The organism is Arcanobacterium sp. (ex Cirak et al. 2026), from assembly GCF_053585065.1.
Genome location: NZ_JBQJCE010000005.1, coordinates 24,270 through 43,993 on the forward strand (window position 1 = coordinate 24,270; position 19,724 = coordinate 43,993).

The 19,724-nt window shown below is 51.3% G+C and carries 19 protein-coding genes and 2 tRNA genes; 9 read left to right on the forward strand and 12 right to left on the reverse strand.

Annotation, left to right across the window (positions count from 1 at the left end):
* Positions 1 to 47: 47 nt before the first annotated feature.
* Entirely contained in the window at positions 48 to 1,322 is a 1,275-nt protein-coding gene (gene clpX / locus ACTOVJ_RS03810; protein ID WP_449503293.1) for an ATP-dependent Clp protease ATP-binding subunit ClpX, read from the reverse strand.
* A gap of 1,195 nt (positions 1,323 to 2,517) precedes the next feature.
* Here clpX and ACTOVJ_RS03815 point away from each other — a divergent pair.
* Positions 2,518 to 5,811, forward strand: coding sequence for a vWA domain-containing protein (locus tag ACTOVJ_RS03815; protein WP_449504243.1), 3,294 nt, complete (start codon positions 2,518 to 2,520; stop codon positions 5,809 to 5,811).
* A gap of 653 nt (positions 5,812 to 6,464) precedes the next feature.
* On the opposite strand, the gene ACTOVJ_RS03820 is transcribed toward ACTOVJ_RS03815, so the two are convergent.
* The 4 genes from ACTOVJ_RS03820 to ACTOVJ_RS03835 all read right to left on the reverse strand — a co-directional run bounded on the left by ACTOVJ_RS03820 (position 6,465) and on the right by ACTOVJ_RS03835 (position 10,922).
* A complete protein-coding gene (locus tag ACTOVJ_RS03820; protein WP_449502522.1) occupies positions 6,465 to 7,148 on the reverse strand; it encodes an ATP-dependent Clp protease proteolytic subunit in 684 nt (227 codons plus the stop codon).
* 11 nt (positions 7,149 to 7,159) lie between these two features.
* Positions 7,160 to 7,801: an ATP-dependent Clp protease proteolytic subunit gene (locus ACTOVJ_RS03825; RefSeq protein WP_449502523.1), complete on the reverse strand. Its 642-nt coding sequence runs from the start codon at positions 7,799 to 7,801 to the stop codon at positions 7,160 to 7,162.
* Positions 7,802 to 7,916: 115 nt separating this feature from the next.
* Positions 7,917 to 9,464, reverse strand: a complete 1,548-nt coding sequence (gene tig / locus ACTOVJ_RS03830; RefSeq protein ID WP_449504244.1) for a trigger factor — start codon at positions 9,462 to 9,464, stop codon at positions 7,917 to 7,919.
* A gap of 246 nt (positions 9,465 to 9,710) precedes the next feature.
* On the reverse strand, positions 9,711 to 10,922 hold the full coding sequence (locus tag ACTOVJ_RS03835) for a DUF5692 family protein (protein WP_449504245.1): 1,212 nt from the start codon (positions 10,920 to 10,922) through the stop codon (positions 9,711 to 9,713).
* 167 nt (positions 10,923 to 11,089) lie between these two features.
* On the opposite strand from ACTOVJ_RS03835, the gene ACTOVJ_RS03840 reads away from it, so the two are divergent.
* Positions 11,090 to 12,115, forward strand: a complete 1,026-nt coding sequence (locus tag ACTOVJ_RS03840; RefSeq protein WP_449502526.1) for a hypothetical protein — start codon at positions 11,090 to 11,092, stop codon at positions 12,113 to 12,115.
* Positions 12,116 to 12,191: 76 nt separating this feature from the next.
* Here the strand turns inward: ACTOVJ_RS03840 and ACTOVJ_RS03845 are convergent, their stop codons facing one another.
* Positions 12,192 to 13,268 (reverse strand): DUF5692 family protein, encoded by a 1,077-nt coding sequence (locus ACTOVJ_RS03845; RefSeq protein ID WP_449503298.1) that lies wholly within the window; start codon positions 13,266 to 13,268, stop codon positions 12,192 to 12,194.
* A 315-nt stretch (positions 13,269 to 13,583) separates the two neighbouring features.
* Positions 13,584 to 13,778 carry a hypothetical protein gene (locus ACTOVJ_RS03850; RefSeq protein ID WP_449504246.1) on the reverse strand — a complete coding sequence of 65 codons (195 nt, stop codon included), beginning with the start codon at positions 13,776 to 13,778 and terminating at the stop codon, positions 13,584 to 13,586.
* Between the two features lie 74 nt (positions 13,779 to 13,852).
* Between ACTOVJ_RS03850 and ACTOVJ_RS03855 the strand changes: the two genes are divergently transcribed.
* Positions 13,853 to 14,092 (forward strand): hypothetical protein, encoded by a 240-nt coding sequence (locus ACTOVJ_RS03855; RefSeq protein ID WP_449504247.1) that lies wholly within the window; start codon positions 13,853 to 13,855, stop codon positions 14,090 to 14,092.
* Positions 14,093 to 14,226: 134 nt separating this feature from the next.
* A complete protein-coding gene (locus tag ACTOVJ_RS03860) occupies positions 14,227 to 14,775 on the forward strand; it encodes a hypothetical protein (protein ID WP_449504248.1) in 549 nt (182 codons plus the stop codon).
* A 70-nt stretch (positions 14,776 to 14,845) separates the two neighbouring features.
* On the opposite strand, the gene ACTOVJ_RS03865 is transcribed toward ACTOVJ_RS03860, so the two are convergent.
* Together ACTOVJ_RS03865 and ACTOVJ_RS03870 are read right to left on the reverse strand one after the other, a co-directional pair.
* Complete coding sequence (locus tag ACTOVJ_RS03865) at positions 14,846 to 15,157, reverse strand: ImmA/IrrE family metallo-endopeptidase (RefSeq protein ID WP_449504274.1); 312 nt, start codon at positions 15,155 to 15,157, stop codon at positions 14,846 to 14,848.
* Between the two features lie 74 nt (positions 15,158 to 15,231).
* Entirely contained in the window at positions 15,232 to 15,597 is a 366-nt protein-coding gene (locus tag ACTOVJ_RS03870; protein ID WP_449504632.1) for a hypothetical protein, read from the reverse strand.
* A gap of 129 nt (positions 15,598 to 15,726) precedes the next feature.
* Between ACTOVJ_RS03870 and ACTOVJ_RS03875 the strand changes: the two genes are divergently transcribed.
* A complete protein-coding gene (locus ACTOVJ_RS03875) occupies positions 15,727 to 15,867 on the forward strand; it encodes a hypothetical protein (protein WP_449504250.1) in 141 nt (46 codons plus the stop codon).
* A gap of 311 nt (positions 15,868 to 16,178) precedes the next feature.
* Here the strand turns inward: ACTOVJ_RS03875 and ACTOVJ_RS03880 are convergent.
* The 3 genes from ACTOVJ_RS03880 to ACTOVJ_RS03890 all read right to left on the reverse strand — a co-directional run bounded on the left by ACTOVJ_RS03880 (position 16,179) and on the right by ACTOVJ_RS03890 (position 16,868).
* Positions 16,179 to 16,252: transfer RNA gene (locus ACTOVJ_RS03880), tRNA-Pro, on the reverse strand.
* Positions 16,253 to 16,283: 31 nt separating this feature from the next.
* A tRNA-Gly gene (locus tag ACTOVJ_RS03885) sits at positions 16,284 to 16,354 on the reverse strand.
* A gap of 124 nt (positions 16,355 to 16,478) precedes the next feature.
* The gene (locus tag ACTOVJ_RS03890; RefSeq protein WP_449504251.1) at positions 16,479 to 16,868 is read right to left on the reverse strand and encodes a Cas5 family CRISPR-associated protein; all 390 of its coding nucleotides are present in this window, start codon (positions 16,866 to 16,868) and stop codon (positions 16,479 to 16,481) included.
* A gap of 54 nt (positions 16,869 to 16,922) precedes the next feature.
* On the opposite strand from ACTOVJ_RS03890, the gene ACTOVJ_RS03895 reads away from it, so the two are divergent.
* The 4 genes from ACTOVJ_RS03895 to ACTOVJ_RS03910 are packed head-to-tail and all read left to right on the forward strand — an operon-like array spanning position 16,923 to position 19,570.
* Complete coding sequence (locus ACTOVJ_RS03895) at positions 16,923 to 17,519, forward strand: ABC-three component system protein (RefSeq protein ID WP_449504252.1); 597 nt, start codon at positions 16,923 to 16,925, stop codon at positions 17,517 to 17,519.
* Positions 17,506 to 17,724: an ABC-three component system middle component 7 gene (locus ACTOVJ_RS03900; protein WP_449504633.1), complete on the forward strand. Its 219-nt coding sequence runs from the start codon at positions 17,506 to 17,508 to the stop codon at positions 17,722 to 17,724. The genes ACTOVJ_RS03895 and ACTOVJ_RS03900 overlap by 14 nt, the downstream gene beginning before the upstream one ends.
* Positions 17,718 to 19,370: a DUF2326 domain-containing protein gene (locus ACTOVJ_RS03905; RefSeq protein ID WP_449504254.1), complete on the forward strand. Its 1,653-nt coding sequence runs from the start codon at positions 17,718 to 17,720 to the stop codon at positions 19,368 to 19,370. The genes ACTOVJ_RS03900 and ACTOVJ_RS03905 overlap by 7 nt, the downstream gene beginning before the upstream one ends.
* Positions 19,367 to 19,570 carry a helix-turn-helix domain-containing protein gene (locus ACTOVJ_RS03910; protein ID WP_449504255.1) on the forward strand — a complete coding sequence of 68 codons (204 nt, stop codon included), beginning with the start codon at positions 19,367 to 19,369 and terminating at the stop codon, positions 19,568 to 19,570. Before ACTOVJ_RS03905 ends, ACTOVJ_RS03910 begins: the two co-directional genes overlap by 4 nt.
* Positions 19,571 to 19,724: the final 154 nt, after the last annotated feature.

Here is a 19,724-nt window from a genome sequence, read left to right on the forward strand (position 1 = left end):
TCCACAGCGCCCCTCCCTTCAGTTATATGTGTTCACCTCACGCCGGTCTATGCCGACGCAGACGCCCTATTGCCTAACACGAGAGTGGGCTCAGCTTTACCTGCAAGGACTTCAGCATTGATGACCACTTTTTCAACGTCATCACGCGAAGGAATCTCGAACATGAGCTCGCCGAGCACCTGTTCCATAATCGAACGCAAGCCTCGTGCTCCAGTTCCGCGTTCCATTGCTTCTTGTGCAATTGCTTTGAGAGCGTCCGGTGTCATTTCGAGTTTCACACCATCGATCTCAAACATCTTCTGATACTGCTTCAGAAGCGCATTCTTCGGTGTGGTCAGAATCTGGACGAGGTCATCTTCTTCGAGAGGATCAACGACAGCTGTCACAGGTAAACGCCCCACAAGTTCAGGGATCAGACCGAATTTGTGCAGGTCTTCTGGCGTGACCTCGTGGAAGACCTCCGCTCCGCGGTCGGCGTCGTGAAGTTCAGCACCAAAACCGATTCCGCGACGCCCAGTGCGCGAGGAGATAATATCTTCCATTCCAGCAAACGCACCTGCCACAATAAACAAAATATTGGACGTGTCGAGGTCGATAAATTCTTGCTGCGGATGCTTTCGCCCACCCTGAGGGGGCACCGAAGCCACAGTACCTTCAATAATCTTCAGCAGTGCCTGTTGAACACCTTCACCTGAAACATCACGCGTGATCGATGGGTTCTCACTCTTTCGCGAAATCTTATCGATCTCATCGATGTAGATAATGCCACGCTCGGCACGCGCAACATCGTTATCGGCCGCCTGAATGATTTTGAGGAGGATATTTTCGACGTCCTCGCCCACATACCCTGCCTCGGTGAGTGCAGTGGCGTCAGCGATGGCAAACGGCACGTCAAGCATCTTCGCCAAAGACTGCGCAAGGTATGTCTTGCCCGTTCCAGTAGGGCCAATCATCAAAATATTAGACTTACCGATTTCGACGTCGTCGCGTTCGAGACTCTTGCCGGCCATCTGCAATTTATCTTGGGCACGCAAACGCTTGTAATGGTTGTAGACTGCCACCGACAGAGCACGTTTCGCGCCGAATTGCCCGACGACGTACTGGTTGAGGAATTCGAAAATCTCTTGAGGCTTCGGGAGTGGCTTCTCACCCTGCTTGGGGGCATCATTCGCCAGTTCCTCTGCGATGATCTCATTACAGAGGTCAATACACTCATTGCATATGTACACCCCTGATCCCGTGATCAGCTTGCGAACCTGACGCTGACTCTTCGCACAAAACGAGCATTTGAGGGTGTCGGCGGCATCGGCCGTACGTGTCATGAAACCTCCCCTTCGTCCCCACTATTTCACACCATGTTAGGGATTATTTCTATCAGCCACGCCCGACGCGTAACTTTCGATCGCATCTGCACACTCTTGCCGACGTCGATAGTGCAATCACTCACCGGCGTCGGCACTCAGCCGGCGGATTCTAGGGGGGGGTGCTCGCAACATCTGACGGGAAAGAGGTCTTCAAGTGTTGCGGGAGTATCAGGGCGTGCAGTATCCAACGCATTCAGCGATATGTATTGCGAAGCGTGAGTATTACGTACAGCTATTGAATGAGGGAATGGATTTCACTCAGGCCGCGAAAGCTGGTGGCATGTCGAAACGTATGGGGAAAGTGTGTCATAACAAGCGGACGCGTTCCACGGGGCGTAACGAAGCTACGAGCAGGGGTTTCACAGCATTTCTCACGTAGGACTATGAGAAGAATGGACAAACTTTAGGACAGTGGATGAGTTGTTAGCCCGCAGTGTGACCGGTTCGGTTTGCATTTTCCGTCTCTTAAAAAGGCTTATAGCTGTTTCTGAATTGAATAGTTTAGAGTTAGGTATCTATACTTGCGAAGTACCACCGATTCCACGCGTATAAATCGATTGCACAACACTCATTCTAAATAATTACGAGTTCGCCTGAATTCGTGCGCACAAAATCTCTGGTTACTTTTGATACGTACACTTAACAAGAGAGAAAGACGAAAAAGCCGCAGTCTTTAACGAACAAAGTACCCTGAACTGGCAGTGTGGATGTTTGCGCTGATGTCTGCTGTAGTGCTCCTCGTTGTCAGAATGGCCTAATGGTCATGCAAGCAGATTCGCTTGGCTCAACCAAAGAACATTCCCACCAATCTTGAGAGCGGTGAAATACTATGAAAAATTCACTGAGAATACTGGCGACATCTTTTGCCGCATTGATGCTGACCACCGTCGGGAAGGAACGATGAAAATGCAATCGTTCGAGAGGAATTCTTACCTCTCAAAGATGCGACGTACCGGCCACGTGATAGCTAGTACTCTTGCTCTCGCTCTTTCTGTTGCTTTGCTTCTTGGCGGAACTGTTTCTAGCACAGCCTCACCCCCCCCCCGGCGACGTCTCAGTAAACCGATCGGACGAAAATCTTGACGCAAGCACTGCCCCGATTGGTCTCACCAGTCTTTCGAATAATCCAGTCCTTCCGCTGAATTTAACTAAAGTGTCCAATAGCGATCAGGGTTCATCCCCCGCACCGCGGACATATCGCGCTGCGGCCTCGCCTGACCAGCTTCTCGCTGGTGATATGAATTGGACCTACGTGTGCAATGATAAGTGGTCGTTTCCGATCCGACTTACGGATAATTTACCTGAGGGAACACAATATGTTGACAAGGTAATCGTGAGACTGCCTCTGTCTAATACGACCCGAATGCCCGAAATCACCTCTGCAACCGCATCGACGATCTCACCTTCCGGCGACAAAATGTACCATGTTGTGAAGGCAACAAGTGCAAACGATGGTACCTATCAAAATCTTACTTTCTCATTCGGCGAACCGATTCCAGTCTCTCATCTGTCAGGTAATAAGGTAATCCAAATTGATTTCACTTCCCTTATCTCATGGCCAGGTGCCTGGATTTGTTCTAATCGGCAGTGGTATGCGCAAAATGGAATCATGCCAGGAGCCACAGTTTGGCTCAACGGGACAAGCCATGGTAATGGATCTCAAGACGGTCTTGTGGGAACGACTGCAACGATTCGCGTTAAAACAGCATCGATGCCCTCTGAATTTGGTGTGCAACCAATTTCAGGCGCAACTTTACAGCTATTCCGTGATGATAATTCATCCATCGAATATGACCCTTACTGGGGTAATGAAGGATCTTTGGGGCAGTGGGGCAACCCAGGAACAAAGATTGACGCAGATTGGGCTCGTTGCACAGTCGAGCAAAACGGGTATTGTACTTTCGAAGTACCAGCTCCAACATCGGGGCAGGGCTCACACTATTGGGTCGGGCCGGCCACTGCACCCGATGGCTATAACGTAATTGACGAACTTCGTTCTGGGTTCTCTGGGGGCAATATGGCCTCATTCTTGGGTGCGCGTGGCAGCTCTCACGCCTTCAAATATGCATACTATACGCCAGCTTTATCTGCAGGCCAGACGATCAAATCTGGTGACGGAAATAGCGGTGACGGATTCATGACGTTTACCTGGGAAAATCAATACACAAAATGGAGCAGTGAAGGAGTATATGATCCTCGTTCCTCCTCAGGACAAATTGTGTTCAGGAAGGATAATCCTGCACTCCCGGATCAGTGTGGCCTTAATGTTGCTGTGATTCTTGATACCTCAGGGTCGATGGGCAGCCCACTTTTCCAAGGCGGGAAGTCCACTCGGGAAAGCGCAATTGCCGGTATTAGTAGACTCGCGGAGGGTCTTCGTGGCACGGGCTCGAAGCTTGCTTTAAAAACATTCGCGAGTGACCTCGCAAGCGGCGGACTATTTTCCCGCAACAGTTGGTATCAGATTGAAGATCCCATTGAAATGAACGATGCTGGTGTTCAAAAAGTTAAGGATAATTTGAAGAAGCTTTCGTTCGAAGGCGCGACGAATTGGGATGCTGCATTGAGATCCGCAGCCAGCCACAACGAAAGCAGTAACGCTTCGAATCGTTATGACGTCGTCTTGATGGTGACGGATGGTAACCCTACACGTTCCGCTAAGAGAGGACAGGCTGGTCCTGGTAATGCTGGTGATTTTGCGATGGTGGAAAACGCAATCCTTAGCGCAAACCGCCTGAAAGCAAGCGGTCAAGGTACTCGTATTGTTGGGGTAGGTGTTGGCTCATTCAGCCAAGGCGGTATTGTTGGACGCGCTTCAGATCCAACATTGTCGCAACGCAACCTTACTGCGATCAGCGGCCCAAACGGTACGACTACTCCGGTGGTATCCGCCTCTGAGATCGCTAAGAAAGATTGGATCGTATTTGATGGCACAAATGAGGACAATCTGGCTCGCGTGCTGAGCGACATTGCACTGGCGGGTTGTCATGCTGCCATCACTGTGGAAAAAGAAACTCAGGTTGATGACGGGGAAGTTCGTCCTGGTGGCGCCGGTTGGCATTTTGATGCCTCGGGACTCGCTCGGGGCTTTACCTTTGCCGATGCGACTACCGCATCCTCCCTTGCTAAGAATACAGGGGATGATTCCACGCTCGAATATCGTCTTCAGCTCGCCCGACCAACCCTTAAAAATGGAACGATCACGATCTCAGAAAACATTTTGAAGGGGCCAGAACCTAGCGGTGGATGGGATATCGTTAAACGGGGTACGCAGAATGCCAATGCAATCTGCGTCGATACAACACATCCAAGTAAGCCTGAAGTGCTGGTTGAAAATATTGATAAGTACGGGTTTAAGCTGTCGGACTTGTCAAATGCCTCGCGCATCCACTGCAAAGTCCTCAATAAGAAGGTCACTGCGAAGCCACATTTTAAAGTCGAAAAGGCTGTGCAAGGCTTCCCTGCAGGCAAGACTGGTAAGGCTATTCAAATCGGCCCTGACGGAAGGGCTACTGTGACCTATGAGGTCAAGGTAACCAATTCAGGTACGGTTGCAGCAAAGCATCCGAAGATTGAAGATTCGTTGACAGTGCCTGCCGGTTTTACTGTCGAGAAGGTTTCGCTTGATGGCCGTCAAATTAATGGTCAACACTTCGAGATTCCCGAGGGTTCTACGGAACTCCAGCCAATTCTCAAGGGCTCTCCAGCTGGTCAAGACAACTATGCGACTTATAAGGTCGAAGTGGTAGTCAAGGCTGTGGATCTCAACAGAGTCGACTGGACTAAGGCAGGAATCTGTAAGACCGACGGCGCTGGCGAACCGAGCGCAGGTGGTCTATTCAATCTGGTGACGATGCGTAATGACGCTGATGGACCAGAAAATAATGATGCTTGTGTACCAGTCACTCCGCCAGCGAAGACATATCTCAAGCTGATTAAGGTCGATGCTTCGAACAAGTCCTCTGAGCTCAATGGTGCTGAATTCTCACTCTTCCCGAGCGACGCTGCGGGACTGATCAATAGGTCAGCTCCAGTCACGTTTGAGAATGGACGCTTCGAGATTCGCGATGGCTACTATGCAATCGTCGAGACCAAGGCGCCCACCGGCTTCAACCTGCTTCCGGGGCCAGTTTTCATCGAGGTTGTGACCCAGGCAGATGGGAAGCACGTCTTTCTGAACGAACCGGATAAGCAGAAGCACACTCTCAAACGCGTCAACGGTGCAAGCACTGCTCTGGTCGATTTGCTTGACCCTACTACTGGTGAGGTGACTCGTTCTTCTGGAACGACACCGGATAGAGACGGTACCGTGAAGATCCGGATTGCAGATGTAACCACAGGTACTCTACCGGTCACCGGTGATTCGGGTATTCTTCCGGTGATGATGCTAAGCATCCTGGCAGCCGCTGCGGCTATCTCGATTGCGCAGCGTCGTTCAATGGCTTGAACATCCTGCTGATATAGCGACGCAATAATCAAGGCTGTTGTGATCAGTCTGCACAGGATCGTGTGAGTTATCTTGTCGAGGGTCGCATCCTGACTGAGGACATATCGATGTGTTCTGTTTGTGAGACGATGGCTCCGAAGTTGGGAGTGTCCTTGTCGTGGCTAGGGTTCGTCAGCGGATTCAATGAGCTCAAAGTTCAGGTATGTTCCATCGAGCTGAGGAAGAACGATCACGCAAAACGCTCAGTTACGGTGAGAAGTTCACGGACTTCACGATACGAATGAGTTACTCAAAGCCACCTCGGCTTTTTCGTGTCCGTAAAATCTATCAAGAGAACTATTGGGTCTATGGAGTGTGGAAGATTTGGAATGTTCTCAAGCGCCATAGTGTTGAGATCGGTCGTGAGTAGACCTGAACAGTACCCGGTTGATAACCAGCTTCAGTGCCTTTTACCGTTTTACCGAGCACACGGATGATAAGCAGCCTGATGAGCGCGGTACGGTTTCATACTGATCATTGTTGGGATTAATGTTAAGGCGAATTTCACGGCTGATTAAACCAGGTAGTGCAATGTTCACTAGATCCCCCAGTCTGCCTCGATATGGTGAAGGCGGGGTCGTGCCCCGCCTTCAGCCTTCACTGCCGTGTTTTCATCAGACCCTCGGAAGTTGCTCCGGGGTCGCCTTACGAGAGACAAGAACTTGGTCAACGAGACCATATTCCTTCGCCTGCTGAGCAGTAAGGATCTTGTCACGCGAGACGTCCTTCTTGACCTGCTGGGGATCCTGCCCAGTATGCGCAGCAATCGTATCGATGATCCAACGATTCATGCGATCGACTTCGTCTGCGATGATCTCAAGATCCGATGCCTGGCCTTGAGCCCCCTGCATCGCTGGCTCATGAATGAGGATACGAGCATTCGGAAGAGCAAGACGACGCCCCGGTGAACCAGCAGCCAAAAGCACGGCAGCAGCCGAAGCAGCTTGACCAAGGCAGACCGTCTGAATCTGCGGCTTAATATACTGCATGGTGTCGTAAATCGCGGTCAGTGCTGTAAACGACCCCCCGGGCGAGTTGATATACATCGTGATCGGGGCTTCTGGATCGAGAGATTCGAGCACCAGAAGCTGCGCCATGATGTCATCGGCAGAAGCGTCGTCCACCTGCACACCGAGGAAGATAATGCGATCTTCAAAGAGTTTTGCGTATGGATCCTGACGCTTGTAACCGTAGGGAGTACGCTCTTCAAAGTTCGGAAGAATATAGCGCGATGTTGGCATTGCCGGAGCCATGCCACCGGGAAGTGATACACCAGTATTCGCCATTGTGTAGTTCATCCTCTCCCCTCTCAGTTCTCGCCCTGATCGCCGTGGCTCTCAGCCACACCGCCGCCACCAATCACTGAGGTGGACGATTCAATAATGTGGTCAACAAATCCGTATTCTAAGGCTTCCTTGGCGGTAAACCAGTGGTCACGATCCGAATCGTTGAGAATTTCTTCGAGCGTGTGGCCCGTGTGGTTCGCATTGAGCTGGGAAAGCTCCTGCTTCATCTGCAAGATCAGATCAGCGTTGATGCGGATTTCGGTGGCTGTGCCTCCCACCCCGCCCAGTGGCTGATGCATGAGAACGCGCGTGTGTGGTGTGATGTAACGCTTTCCTTTGGCGCCTGCTGTGAGCAGGAATTGCCCCATCGACGCAGCCATACCCATGCCAACTGTGGCGACATCAGGCTTGACGTACTGCATGGTGTCGTAAATCGCCATACCAGCAGTCACCGATCCACCGGGAGAGTTGATGTAGAGATAAATATCCTTTTCCGGATCCTCAGCAGACAGCAACAGAAGTTGTGCGCAGATCACGTTAGCTGACTGATCAGTCACCTCTGATCCGAGCCAGATAATGCGCTCTTTGAGGAGCCGGTTATAAATCGAATCTCCAAGGCCAAATGCGCCCTGAGGACCTTCGCCGGCGTTGGTTGGAACGCTCACGTTTCCTCCTTTTAAGAATGATTACTTCCCCGAGTATAACGAGTGGAGGGAAGGATTCCTCCTTCCCTCCACTGTTAGCGAATTGTGATGTCGCTTAGACTTTCACGCAATTCTCTCAGGCTTTGGCAAGAATGGTCTTGCGACCCTTGCCAGCTTCTTCAGCCTTGATGACACGAGCCTTCTCGGCCTCGTCTGCGGACTCAAGGTATTCGAGCACCTCGTCCACCTTGTGGTCGGCCGGATCGAAGTCACCAGCTGCAGCCTTTTCAGCCTTAGCAGGCTTGTCGGCCTTCTTCTCAGCTTTTTCCGACTTTCCAACCTGAGGTGAAACCTTGCGAGTAGGCTTCTGCGCGGTGAAGTCGAAATCCTTCTCCTTCTCGTCACGCTCACCGATTACCTCAGCAACATCGAACTTCTCGCCCTTGTCGTCGACGATGTTGGCGAAACGAAGCGCAGTGAGAAGAGCTTTGTTACGGGCAACTTCCCCAGCGAAGATATTGATCTGGTTAGTTTGAACTGCAGCCTGGATGAACTGGTTCGGATCCATACCGTACGCCTGAGCCTGCTGAATGAGGAAGTTCAAGAGCTCATCCTGTTCAACAGTCACGCCAAATGCTTCAGCGTACTCGTCCAGGAGCAGCTGGGTACGCAGAGCGCTTTCAACGTCCTCGCGGATCTCCTCAGCGTGTGCATCGTCCGCAGACTTACCTTCTTGCTGAAGGTGGTTTGCAATCTCGGAATCCACAACACCTTCCGGAAGCTCAAAATCGGACGCTTCAATGAGCTTTTCGAGCAGCTTGGTCTGGATCTCAACGATCTGAGCTTCAGCCTTGTTGGTCTTTGCAGTCTCAGCAAGATCCTTCTTGAGCTCATCGATAGTGTCGAACTCAGAAGCCATCTGAGCAAAATCGTCGTCAGCAGCCGGAAGCTCCTGCTCCTTGACGGAGTGGACGGTGATCTTCACGTCACCTTCTTCGCCTTCGTGCTCGCCGCCCTTCATCGTCGCTGTGAACTCAACGACATCGCCAGCCTTGGCGCCAGTGAGAGCTTCATCCTGGCCGTTCAGCATCGATCCATCGCCGATCTGATAAGAAACGCCCGAGACGTCGTCAATTTCCTCGCCGTTGATGGTCGCCACCATATCGATGTTGACGAAGTCACCTTCCTGAGCCGCACGATCAACGTCCTTCAGCGATGCGAAACGCTGGCGAAGATCGGTGAGCTCCTTCTCGAGATCCTCATCGGAGACTTCGGTCGAGCCAAGGGTAAGGGTCACATCTGCCGGGTTTGGCATGATAATCTCCGGGCGCACCACAACGTTGATCAAAACGCGCAGTGGGGTGTCATCCGGTTTGCCGGTCATCTCTGGATGCGAATCGAGTTCCACTTCAGGCTGACCCATCGGAGCAATACCGAGCTCGTTCATCGCGGTCTGGTAGTACTTGTCCAGATTGTCGTTGATGGTCTGGTCAATCAGGTAGTGCTTATCGAGGTTAGCCTCGAGGACGCGACGCGGGGCCTTCCCCTTGCGGAAACCGGGGATCGTGATCTGTTTACCGGCCTCCTTCACGCTCTTCTCGTAGGCGGGCACAAACTCGTCCACCGGGACCTCGATGGTCACGTTGGCGCGAGTGGCGCTGAGGAACTCAACGGAATTCTTCACGGATTAACTCCACTCAGTATGTTGGGGACTTCTCGTCCATTGCTTTTCTTCTCGACGCGATCTTGCCGCGACCGAGTTGGTCTAAGGCGCGGTAATTACACGCATACTGTTCCATAATAAACCATTACCGTAGCTTTGCGGATACTGCTAGCAATGTTACTCACCACGTTCACTTTGCATTTCCCCCACCGATTCTCGTTACGTTCGCGACGACGTCGGTCAGTATCACGCACAGCTGATGAGACGCTACCGGTCAATAAAACCAAGCTCTTGCGGCGTTTCAGGAATCTCTTGCGTGATCCACTGTGCTGTTTCTGCGTCGGCATGTTGACGCACAATCGTACGGAATTCGCCCAGCTCGTAGTAGAGGCAGCCTGTGAGCGGGTGACGCTTCTTGCTGACGATCTTGTAAAGCCAGTAAACGAACAAACCAATGTTAAAGATCAGAGCTGCCCAGGAACAGACAATATTTGCTACTGGATTCATTGTCGCGAAGTTCGTCATCTCGCTCGGCTTGACAAGCATTTCCGGGAGCAAGTTGTTGGCCGCAATCCAGAACATCAGCGTAAAGCATCTAAACCAGATCCACTGCCCCTTTGCCCACGTGAAAGCGGGAATCGTGCAGGCGAGTAACAAAGCGAAAGTACAGTACCACGTGTAATCGGCAAGTGCGTTGTAAAGGAATGCATGGTTCCACAAATCGTATGCGATGACCCATGGCCACACCATGTCGACCCAGATCAGACCGCGAACCTGCGTCTTCCCGTCCGGTGTCACAGCTTTCGATTCAGAAGTGACGAAGATCTTCCCTAGGCCAGTGATTGTGATGATATTGAGTAGACCAGCTGCTGCAGAGAGAAGATTCCAGTGCCCTCCGATCGTTCGGAAACCTGTTGCCGGGTCGACGCCGACGTGGTTAGCTGCAAAGTTCGATGCGAGCGCTTGGTACCATTCAGGCGAATGAAGTGGCGCAGTGATCCCGCGCGATTCGGGCAATCCATTGAGCACATCGATTGACCGCGCATCATTGATCGCCTGTAGACATTGCGGATCGGCACCGCACGCATAGTACTTGTCAGCTTCGAAGAAAATCGTGATGTCACGGATGTTTGCTTCCATGATGTTGATTGCTAAACCCAGCCATAACGCCACTCCCATCCACAGCGCGTATTTGCGAGCTTTCACTGGATTTCGCTTGCCCAGGACGAGTAGGTAACCTGTCATTGTTGCCGTGGCAATCATAATGACGAACTTTCCGAAGGGGAACCACCCCACCATGGGCACGCCGTGCGTAATCACGTACGGCATCACCGCGACACCACCGACAGTCCAGAGCGCAAAGATCGTCCAGTTCCAACGTCGGTTGATTTCTGCGATTGCGATCTGAGCAATCAATACGACCACCCAGAATACATAAACTGCTGGTGTTCCGATTTCCCAGAGGAAAAGTGAAGACATAGCGTTTCCTTATTTCATGATTTCATGCACGCTTCCACAAATGCACCGTTACACACGTGAAAAGCAATAATTTTTGGGACTTTCTCCTTAAATATTAGCGACGAAAAACTGAGACAATGGAGACTAACGTCACAACATTGTCAGACGTCGACGAAGGAGTCTCACATATGAAGAAATCGACATTCATGACCCTGGGAGGTACCGCCGCCCTAGCCGGTCTCTCCACATTGGTTGCCTTCAGCCAGCTCAGCGGCAAAGCAACGAAAGAAGAGCAAGAGTGGGTCTACCCCGCGGATGATTTGATCGACGCGAATTATCGCAACGGTTATTCCTCCACATACGCCATCGACATCGATGCCCCGGCTTACGCTGTCTACCGCATTTTCAAGCAGATTGGTTGCGACAAGTCAGGTTCGTTCAGCTCAGAATTTTTAGAGCGAGTTTTTGCACGGCTACCGTTCTTCAATTCCTATGAAATTCAAGAAGAGTTCCAGCAACCCGATTCGATGATGCCCGGCGACGTAGCTGCTTTCGACTATCACGGCATGTCAATGGAATGGGCCGACGTGGTGCCCGGCAAGTACCTCGTCCAGTGGGTCGATACGAAGAACCCGCCAGCAGCTCCGGGAGCCTACGCATTCCGCTTCCCCTTCATGAAGCATTTCGCGGCAGCCTGGTGCTTCTACTTTGTGCCGCTCAAGGGCGAACGTTGCCGCTTGATCAACCACTGGCGAATCGGTTTTGAACCAGACAACAAGTTCATCGGCGCAGTCAACTGGCTCAATATTGAGCTCATCGGTGGAGTGATGACCCACTTGCAGAATTTGTACGTCAAACGAACAGTAGAATTTAAAAAGAAGCAGCAATACAGCGGTAAGTTCATGCGTGGAGTGCTCGGTGGGCGCTGGTTTAAGACTGGCACACCAGCAGGACGATGGGACGGCACACCACTCTTCGAGGAAACCTACACGCAGTGGATGCGTTTCGGACGGCAAAACCCTGCAGTCAAAGAGATCCGTGAACCAGTAACGGACAATCCAAACTGGCCGCCCACAGGGCCGGGTACTCCATGGGCAGATATTGTGGACGAGGACTACTTCACCGACTGGGAAGAACCAAAGTTCTCTTGGGATGAGCAGATCCGCCAGAAGAAGGAAAAAACCTATCTCAAAGGCTGGGGAAAGACGAAATAATCGAGTAGCGTAAGAGAGGCGACGCCGGTGATTCGGCGTCGCCTCTCTTACATATGATCGGATTGGGATAACCGCACTAGTACTTCGGGCGCATCCCCCGTCGGCGCTTGGACGGTTTGCGATAACCCAGCCGCTCCGGGGTGGTTCCTAGGCGCGCGGCGATAAGATTCTTATCCTCGTCGGAAGCATTCTTGCGAACCATACGGATGTAGTCTGGAGTGTCTGAGTAAATCTCAACTTTGAACGGGTTCCGTTTGAGCACCGAAAGGCGATAAACGTGATAACCGAACACCACAATGTTGGCGATCAGTGCCACGAACGAGAAAAGGAAAAGCGCGGAGGTGTTATGCGATGATCTGTGAGCAAACATTGAATCGTGCATGAAATGCGGGAAAGTCAGAACCACCGCCGACCACAATGTCAGCGTGTAAGCTCGGAACTGGATCCACGAACCGCGCAACTTCGGGAATAGCGCAGGGATAGTGCATGACGCGAGCAACGCAAGCCCTGAATACCATGCACGATCAGAGAGGCAGTTGTAAACATAGGCGAAGTTCCACAGGTCGTAAGCAATGATCCAGCCCAGGGTGAGATCTCCCCACATAATAGCTTTGGATTTGTTGTTCGCGACGAAAATTCCAACCCAACCCGAGATCGCAAGAAGGTTAAGAATGCCGGCGATCCCATTCATATAGTTCCACGGCCCTCCCCACGTGGCCAGGCCAGTTTCGGGGTGAAGGTTATGGATCGATGCACATTGAAAGTCGCGGACGACAGCTTCGAGGATGTTAATCGCCAGGATCGCGGGCGGGATGAGGAGGTACCACTGGTTTCGACGAAGCTTTTGCGAGTACTGCAACGCCACCAAACACAGAGATCCAGCGAGAGCCGAATACTGTTTTACAATCGGGAACCAACCGGCCGAACCAGTTCCTTGAGTTGAGTAGGGCCACCAGAAAATTGTGAGAAGGATAGGGGCAATCACAAAAACCGCCAATACGACCCACTTATTTCTTTGCGCAAGCCACGCGGTGACAGCAAGTGCGGCGGTAACGACGATCAGCATCGCATAGTCCCACCATTGTCCAGTTTCGAACGCGAAGAGCACGGGGTAATCCACTGTTGGTGCGGATGAAAGAGTCATCAAGATCATCACTCTGCTTCATTGAAAAGTGTGTTTTAGGATACAGCCATTTTAATCGTATCGACGACGGCAATCTGGGACTTGAGTTCCCCTCCGTTTGGAGCCAGAAAGGCTACACCTGCCACAACGGTGTTGGATCCACATGACCCACACTGTGCCCATCAGATCTAAAACCCGGCACCTGCCAATCATGGCCGACTTATCGTGGACCTCAAAACCATTAGCACTGTTCATCTTGGCCACACTCCACACGAAACCAGCACTCATGATCAACACCCCTCCACCATAATCCTCCCCTGCCATAGGTACGTCCTAAACCGTGTCTTACTTGCCTTGAGCACCGTCACGACCAGCGACGTACTCGTTCGCGCGTTCTCTAGCAAAACTCGCGAGTTTCTCGTTCGTCAACATAGGCTTGCCGGCATCAGGATCATTCAAGGCAAGCCAATGCCTGGAAGATTCACTCTCTCCACGCCGGTGATATCCCACACGGAACAACTTCCCCTTACGCTCGACCATAATTACCCCCAGAAACTCCTGAAATTTTTCTGATTATTCATCTGTGTCTTGGTTTTCTTCGCCGATAGTGTCGAGTGGGTTGGGTATTTTGTGACGGGCGCCTGCCTGAGCCTGATGTGGTTGTGGGTAGCGGGAATGGTGTGAAGTATGGGTGGAGTGTGCAGACCGTCGATGCGTGGCAGGCTAATCGGCCTGATCGTGGTGCGCGAACAGATCTGGCAGTAAAACGCGGAGCGCGCAGGATTAATATTGATACGGGAGCCGGGTGTGGCTTGTTGTTGTGCTCGGTTCCTGGGGTTTCTCGCGCAAACTAAACTAAATTCCCTTCTGGTAAGTCAACGTTGATGCTGGTGTTGTGTGTGGTCTGGTGTGTTTGTCGGGGTTTGTGTTTTTCTTAGATTATTCCTGTCAACAATTTGACTTTCCCCCCCGAGGTGATCATTGTGCCATGGGAAAGAAATTTTTAGCTCTTATGAGCATTGTTGGTTTAGCTTTTTCGGTTTCTGCGTGCGATAAGCAGCAGGCTAGTGTGTCCTCGCAAGGTTCGTCGCCGTCTGTTTCCGAGTCGGCGTCTGTTTCCGCGTCGGCGTCTGAGTCTTCATCGTCTGAAGTAAACAAGACGCCGAAGCTGGGGGAGACTGTGACTTATCCGGATGGTTTGGCTATTACGGTGAAGGATTTGGGGAAGTTTAAGCCTGGCAAGTTCGCGTCGGGTGCCGAGAAAGGCACGCCCCACAAGATTCAGATCACGTTGAAGAATGGTACGGATAAGCCGGTGAAACCAGCGACGTTTAACGTTGTGGCATCATCGGGTGGTCAGGAGGCTAGCCAAGTTTTAGATCTTGCTAACGGCCTTGATTTACCGCCATCAACGTCGGTGTTGCCGGGGAAGTCGATCACGTGGGTTAAAGGGTATGCTTTTGCTGATCCGAAGGATGTCACGCTTGAGGTTCAGGCTATTGATTTCAAGCATGAGAATGTGGTTTTCTCCCGCTAGTTTTTGTTGTTGTCAGGGGCACCTGTTTTGGGTGCCCCTCGTTTTTTTGTTCGCGTATGCGCGTGTCTTTTTAAAGGGTGGCGCGGTATGCATCAATAATCCACACCGGCACATCTAAATCAGCGGCAATGTTGTGTCTGTTTCCGTCATGGAGTTGTTCCGCAATCACATACTCGGACGGAGAGACAAGGACGCACGCAGCGAAAGAATCTGCCAAACGCTCACCGTCTTCATGTTGCGACCCGTCATGCCCATAGAAAGCGTGCCCAAGCTCATGCGCGAGAGTTGCCCGCAAATGTCGTGGTATTGACTCGATACACGGATCAAGAAATATTGTGTGTTGTGCGTGTGAGTAGGCGGCATCGGTGCCTGCCGGTTTTATCTATCATGTTTGTATCCCCTATGACGTGGCGGGCTTGAAAAGCTGGTCTAGTGTCATAGGGGATTCTTTCTTTTTTATGCGCCTTCCTCGCCGTCGTCTGGGGTGTTGATCGACCTATCGAAAACTTCCCCGCCGCCGCGTCTCATACGTCGCATAATCTCATCAGCCAGTTCCTTATCGGTAGCGTCTCGAATCGTTGCTTTTATCTCCTTGGAGCAGAGATCTCTCTCTGTGAGAATACCAAGCTCTAAAAATGCCTCGATAACGTCATAGTTATACGCGCGGCTGATGGCAATAACCATTTCAGCATCTAGCGTCCCGGCTTTTATTCGCCTGTTTAGCGTTGCCTGGGGAATTTTTGAACCTGTTGCTATCGAATTAATCGACAGTTTAGACCTGTGTGTTGCTGTAACTTTTTCCAGCCAATCCATTGTATTCATGTTGGACACACCACCACATTTTTCGTTTTGAGAAAAGCTTTTTCCAAAATTGACTTGACATACCAAAACGGTAAAGCTAATTAGTCGATGTGAGTAAGAAGAGATAGCCAAAATGAAAAGGAGGTGAACATGTCAGCAATTACAGAACTCACGCCACAATTCCGAGAACGTGTCGAATCAACCGGCATGACACACAGCGCAATCACCGCCGCAATCGGCGTCACAAAACATTTTTTCGCAAGTCTGGGGCGGAAAAGAAAAGGCTTATAGGACAAAATGTGTTGCTGGGGTTTAGTAGGTTTCGTTCTATTGGACGCTGCGGTGTAGGTCGGTCCAGTTGATGCCGGTGCCCCATTGGTTGATCTGTGTTTGGGCTTGATGCAGTGAATTTCGAGCCTCAATGAGCTGGCGGTGAGTATCGATGATCTTCCCGTTTGGTCGGCGGGTTTTTCAGCAAGGAAGTTCTTGTAGCGGTGATTCCACCCAGTAAGATCGGCCAACCAGGCGATGGACTCTTCCCAGGTGGCGATACAAAAAGCCCAGCATCTCCTTTTCAGCGGAATACCGGGCTTTTCAGATTGTCGGGATAGCGGGATTTGAACCCACGACCTTCCGCTCCCAAAGCGGACGCGCTACCAACCTGCGCTATATCCCGGTGTTCTGCGCGCCTGAGGCGAACAAAACAGAGCGAGTGACGAGAATCGAACTCGCGTCATCTGCTTGGAAGGCAGAGGCTTTACCATTAAGCTACACTCGCGTGCTGAGAACCAGCGTCAACAATCTTAACAGCATTGACTGGGGTAAGCGCAAATCGGGACAGTGAGTTGCCGCTCACTGTCCCGATTTACACATCGCAGTGACGTTAGTTTACGCAACCAAAACTACTGCTCAATCGGGCGCCGCCGAATCTCTAATAATTCTGAAATACGGCGAAGTCGTACCTCATCAGACGCAATGACAGGTAGCTGAATTTTGCTCCGCATTCCAGAAGCAGGGTAGAACTTCCCAAGTTTTATCGCTAACACCACAGTAGAGTTTTGGCTGGATTTTCCAGATGCGTCTCTTTGCAAAACAGGAATTTGCTCGAATACATCCGCGCTTCCCCGCCCAAGATAAAACGGGAATTCAGCATTAAACGCTTTTCTCCCGAGGTACGTCGAGAACGCTGGCGAAGCAAGAGCATCTTCAAGCAAATCCGTATGTTCTGCAGACGTGATACGAACAAGATATTCACCGTCGGCCAGATACGTACGATTCACGAATGTAAACATACCTGTTCTCGCAACGGATGTGGCCAGCACCTGCACACCCACTCGGCAAATAGCGTGAGCGTCCCGTTCTATGAGATCACCAGGATTGACGGGAACTCGCGTGACTACGCAAATTTGATTGCGCTGTGTCCGGCATGCTTCCAAGCCTATGCTTTGGGCCATAAGAAGGCCGAGGCTCGCGCTCTCAAAATGAACAAGGATGTCCAAGCTCGCAGCGCAGACGCCCGGCAACTTCTCTCTACCGCCGATATTGAACGCGGCATCACCAAAGTCATAGAAAAGCTCGGCAATGCCAAGTACACCGACTTCGAGCCGCTGGAGTTCGAACCAGTCGCGGTCAAGGACAAGATTGACGAACACACGGACTTCTTCATCTACGACGAAGTCGTGACGCATGTTACCCGCTTCTACAGGTTTATCGAACAGCAGATGCAAGAAGAAGTCCGTTTGAAAACCTTCGACGACACGCTGTTGCGTGCACAAATCAAAGCCTTGGCGCGCAAACTCATCGACAAGGGTTACCCCAAAATGCGCATCCACAGCGACCTCACTGATCGGCTGAGCCAGATCACGAAACAAGACCAGCGTTACTGCGCCTACGTGGTGTCCTGCTTTGTCCAGTCATGCGAGGTGTTCGATGCTGCTTCCTAACAAATTGTTCTCCTACCAAGCCACAGCACTGCCGCTACTGCCTGAGATCTTGAGGCTTCTCGATGAGCCGATGACACCCAAGCAAGTAGCATTCCACCTGGTTCCAGCCCGGACCGATCCGATCAAGCTGATCGATGCACTGGACTGCCTGTACGCTCTCGGACGCATCGAACTCAGCGATGAAGGGATTCTATACCGATGCTGAAAGAAATCAGTTGTGACCTGTTTAAGGTTGATGGCCAGCCACGCCCACCCATCACGTTTCACATGGGGCTCAATACAATCCTTGGCTCGATCAAAGGAGAAGCAGGATCCATCGGCAAATCCACTATGATGCTCATCATCGACTTTGTCTTTGGCGGCAACTCCTACGTTGACAGTGACGCTGTTAAAGAACTCGACGCCCACACCATCTACTTCACATTCCAATTCGGCGGCATCGAATATCGCTTCACCCAGCGTTCTGATGATGCAAAGACAGTGCTTGTCGTTAACGAAAACCGAAACATCATCGCGCAGCCATGGGAGATTAGGCAGTTCACCACCTGGCTCGCCCAGCAATACGGGATGGATCTGCCAGGAGTGTCCTTCCGTAACACACTCAGTCGCTTCTTCCGCATCTACGGCAAGACCAACCACAACGAACTCAAACCCCTCCAAACACGGAGCGGTGAAGAATCCCAACGCGACGCGATCAACATCCTAATCGCTTTGTTCGAGTACTATAAATCCATCGAAGAGTTTAAGAACCAACTCCAAAACGCCGATGAACGGATAAGTGCTTTCTGTGCGGCTCGCCGCTACGAGTTCATCCCCTCTACTGTCGACGGGCTCACTAAATACAAGGCAAACATCGTCGAGATTGCCAAGCTCGAACACGAACGGAACAAACTCGCCCAATCCGCTGAAACCTCAGTTGATCCTGCCGAAGTTGAAAACGCTAATGAACGCAATACCCTCAAACTCCAGCTGACTGACATACGACGCGCAATCAAGGCTAAGAAGGACGAGCTCCACCTATTGGATCTCAACCTCCGCCATGGCGCATACCCCACAGAAGCCGACCTAGCCGCACTCCACGAGTTCTTCCCTAACGCCTACCTCGAAAAACTCGTCGACATTGAAAAATTCCACACCAAGATCCAGACCATCCTCAGCGAAGAGCTCGAGGAAGCCAAAATCGAGGTCGAGCGACAAATCGAGGAATTTGAAGTAGCCGAACGCGACCTCTTTTCATACATGGACTCGATCCCGACATCGAAAGCTTTCACAGACGAGTTCCTCGATGCCTACACGTCTCTGGATCGCAGGATCAATAAGCTCAAAGACGAGAATGAGGCATTTGACACCCGCAACCGCCTCCAGAACGAGAAGAAGCAAGCCAGCAATCGCTACCACGAACAAATCGAGAACGTCCTCACCGATATTGAGATTGCCATCAATACCCAGATGGAGCTAATCAACGATGAAATTACCGGCGGTGAATACAACGCTCCCAAAATCACACTCAACGCCTACAACAGCTATACCTTTGAGACACCGAAGGATAGAGGCACGGGAACAAACCATCGCAGCATGGTCATCTACGACATCGCGGTCATGCAAAACACAGTGCTACCCGCAGTCGCTCACGACTCGATTGTATTCGATTCAATGCCCAGACCCGACCTGTCCAACCTTGTGTGCGTCTACAACGGTCAAATCGAGAAACAGATCTTCATCTCCGTAGACAAAACCAGCGAATGCACACCCGAGGCTCAAGCTATTCTCACGGCCACGATGGTACTCAAGCTCGACAATAATGAACAAGCTCTCTTCGGTGAAAAGTGGAGTCGAAAGGAACGCCCATGAAAATCCGATACAACAAACTCTGGAAGATCCTCATTGACAAGAACATGAACAAAGTCCAACTCCGCGAAGCAGCAGGAATCAGCAGTAACTCACTCGCCAAACTCGGCAAAAACGAACCCGTGCGCATGGACGTCCTGATGAAAATCGCAACCGTCTTGGAATGCAAAGTAGAGGAACTATTTGAGAGCGTCAACGAGTAGTTGCACCGCTCAAAAGTGAAGAGCGGAGATTCAGGAACCCCAGATCAAACATCGAGACGCAGATTGGTATCCTTCAGACTAGTTATAGCGCCCTTAAAGGTCAACCGCATTTTAACCTAGATGACATGGGTCGGCTAATGGATAGGACGTCACT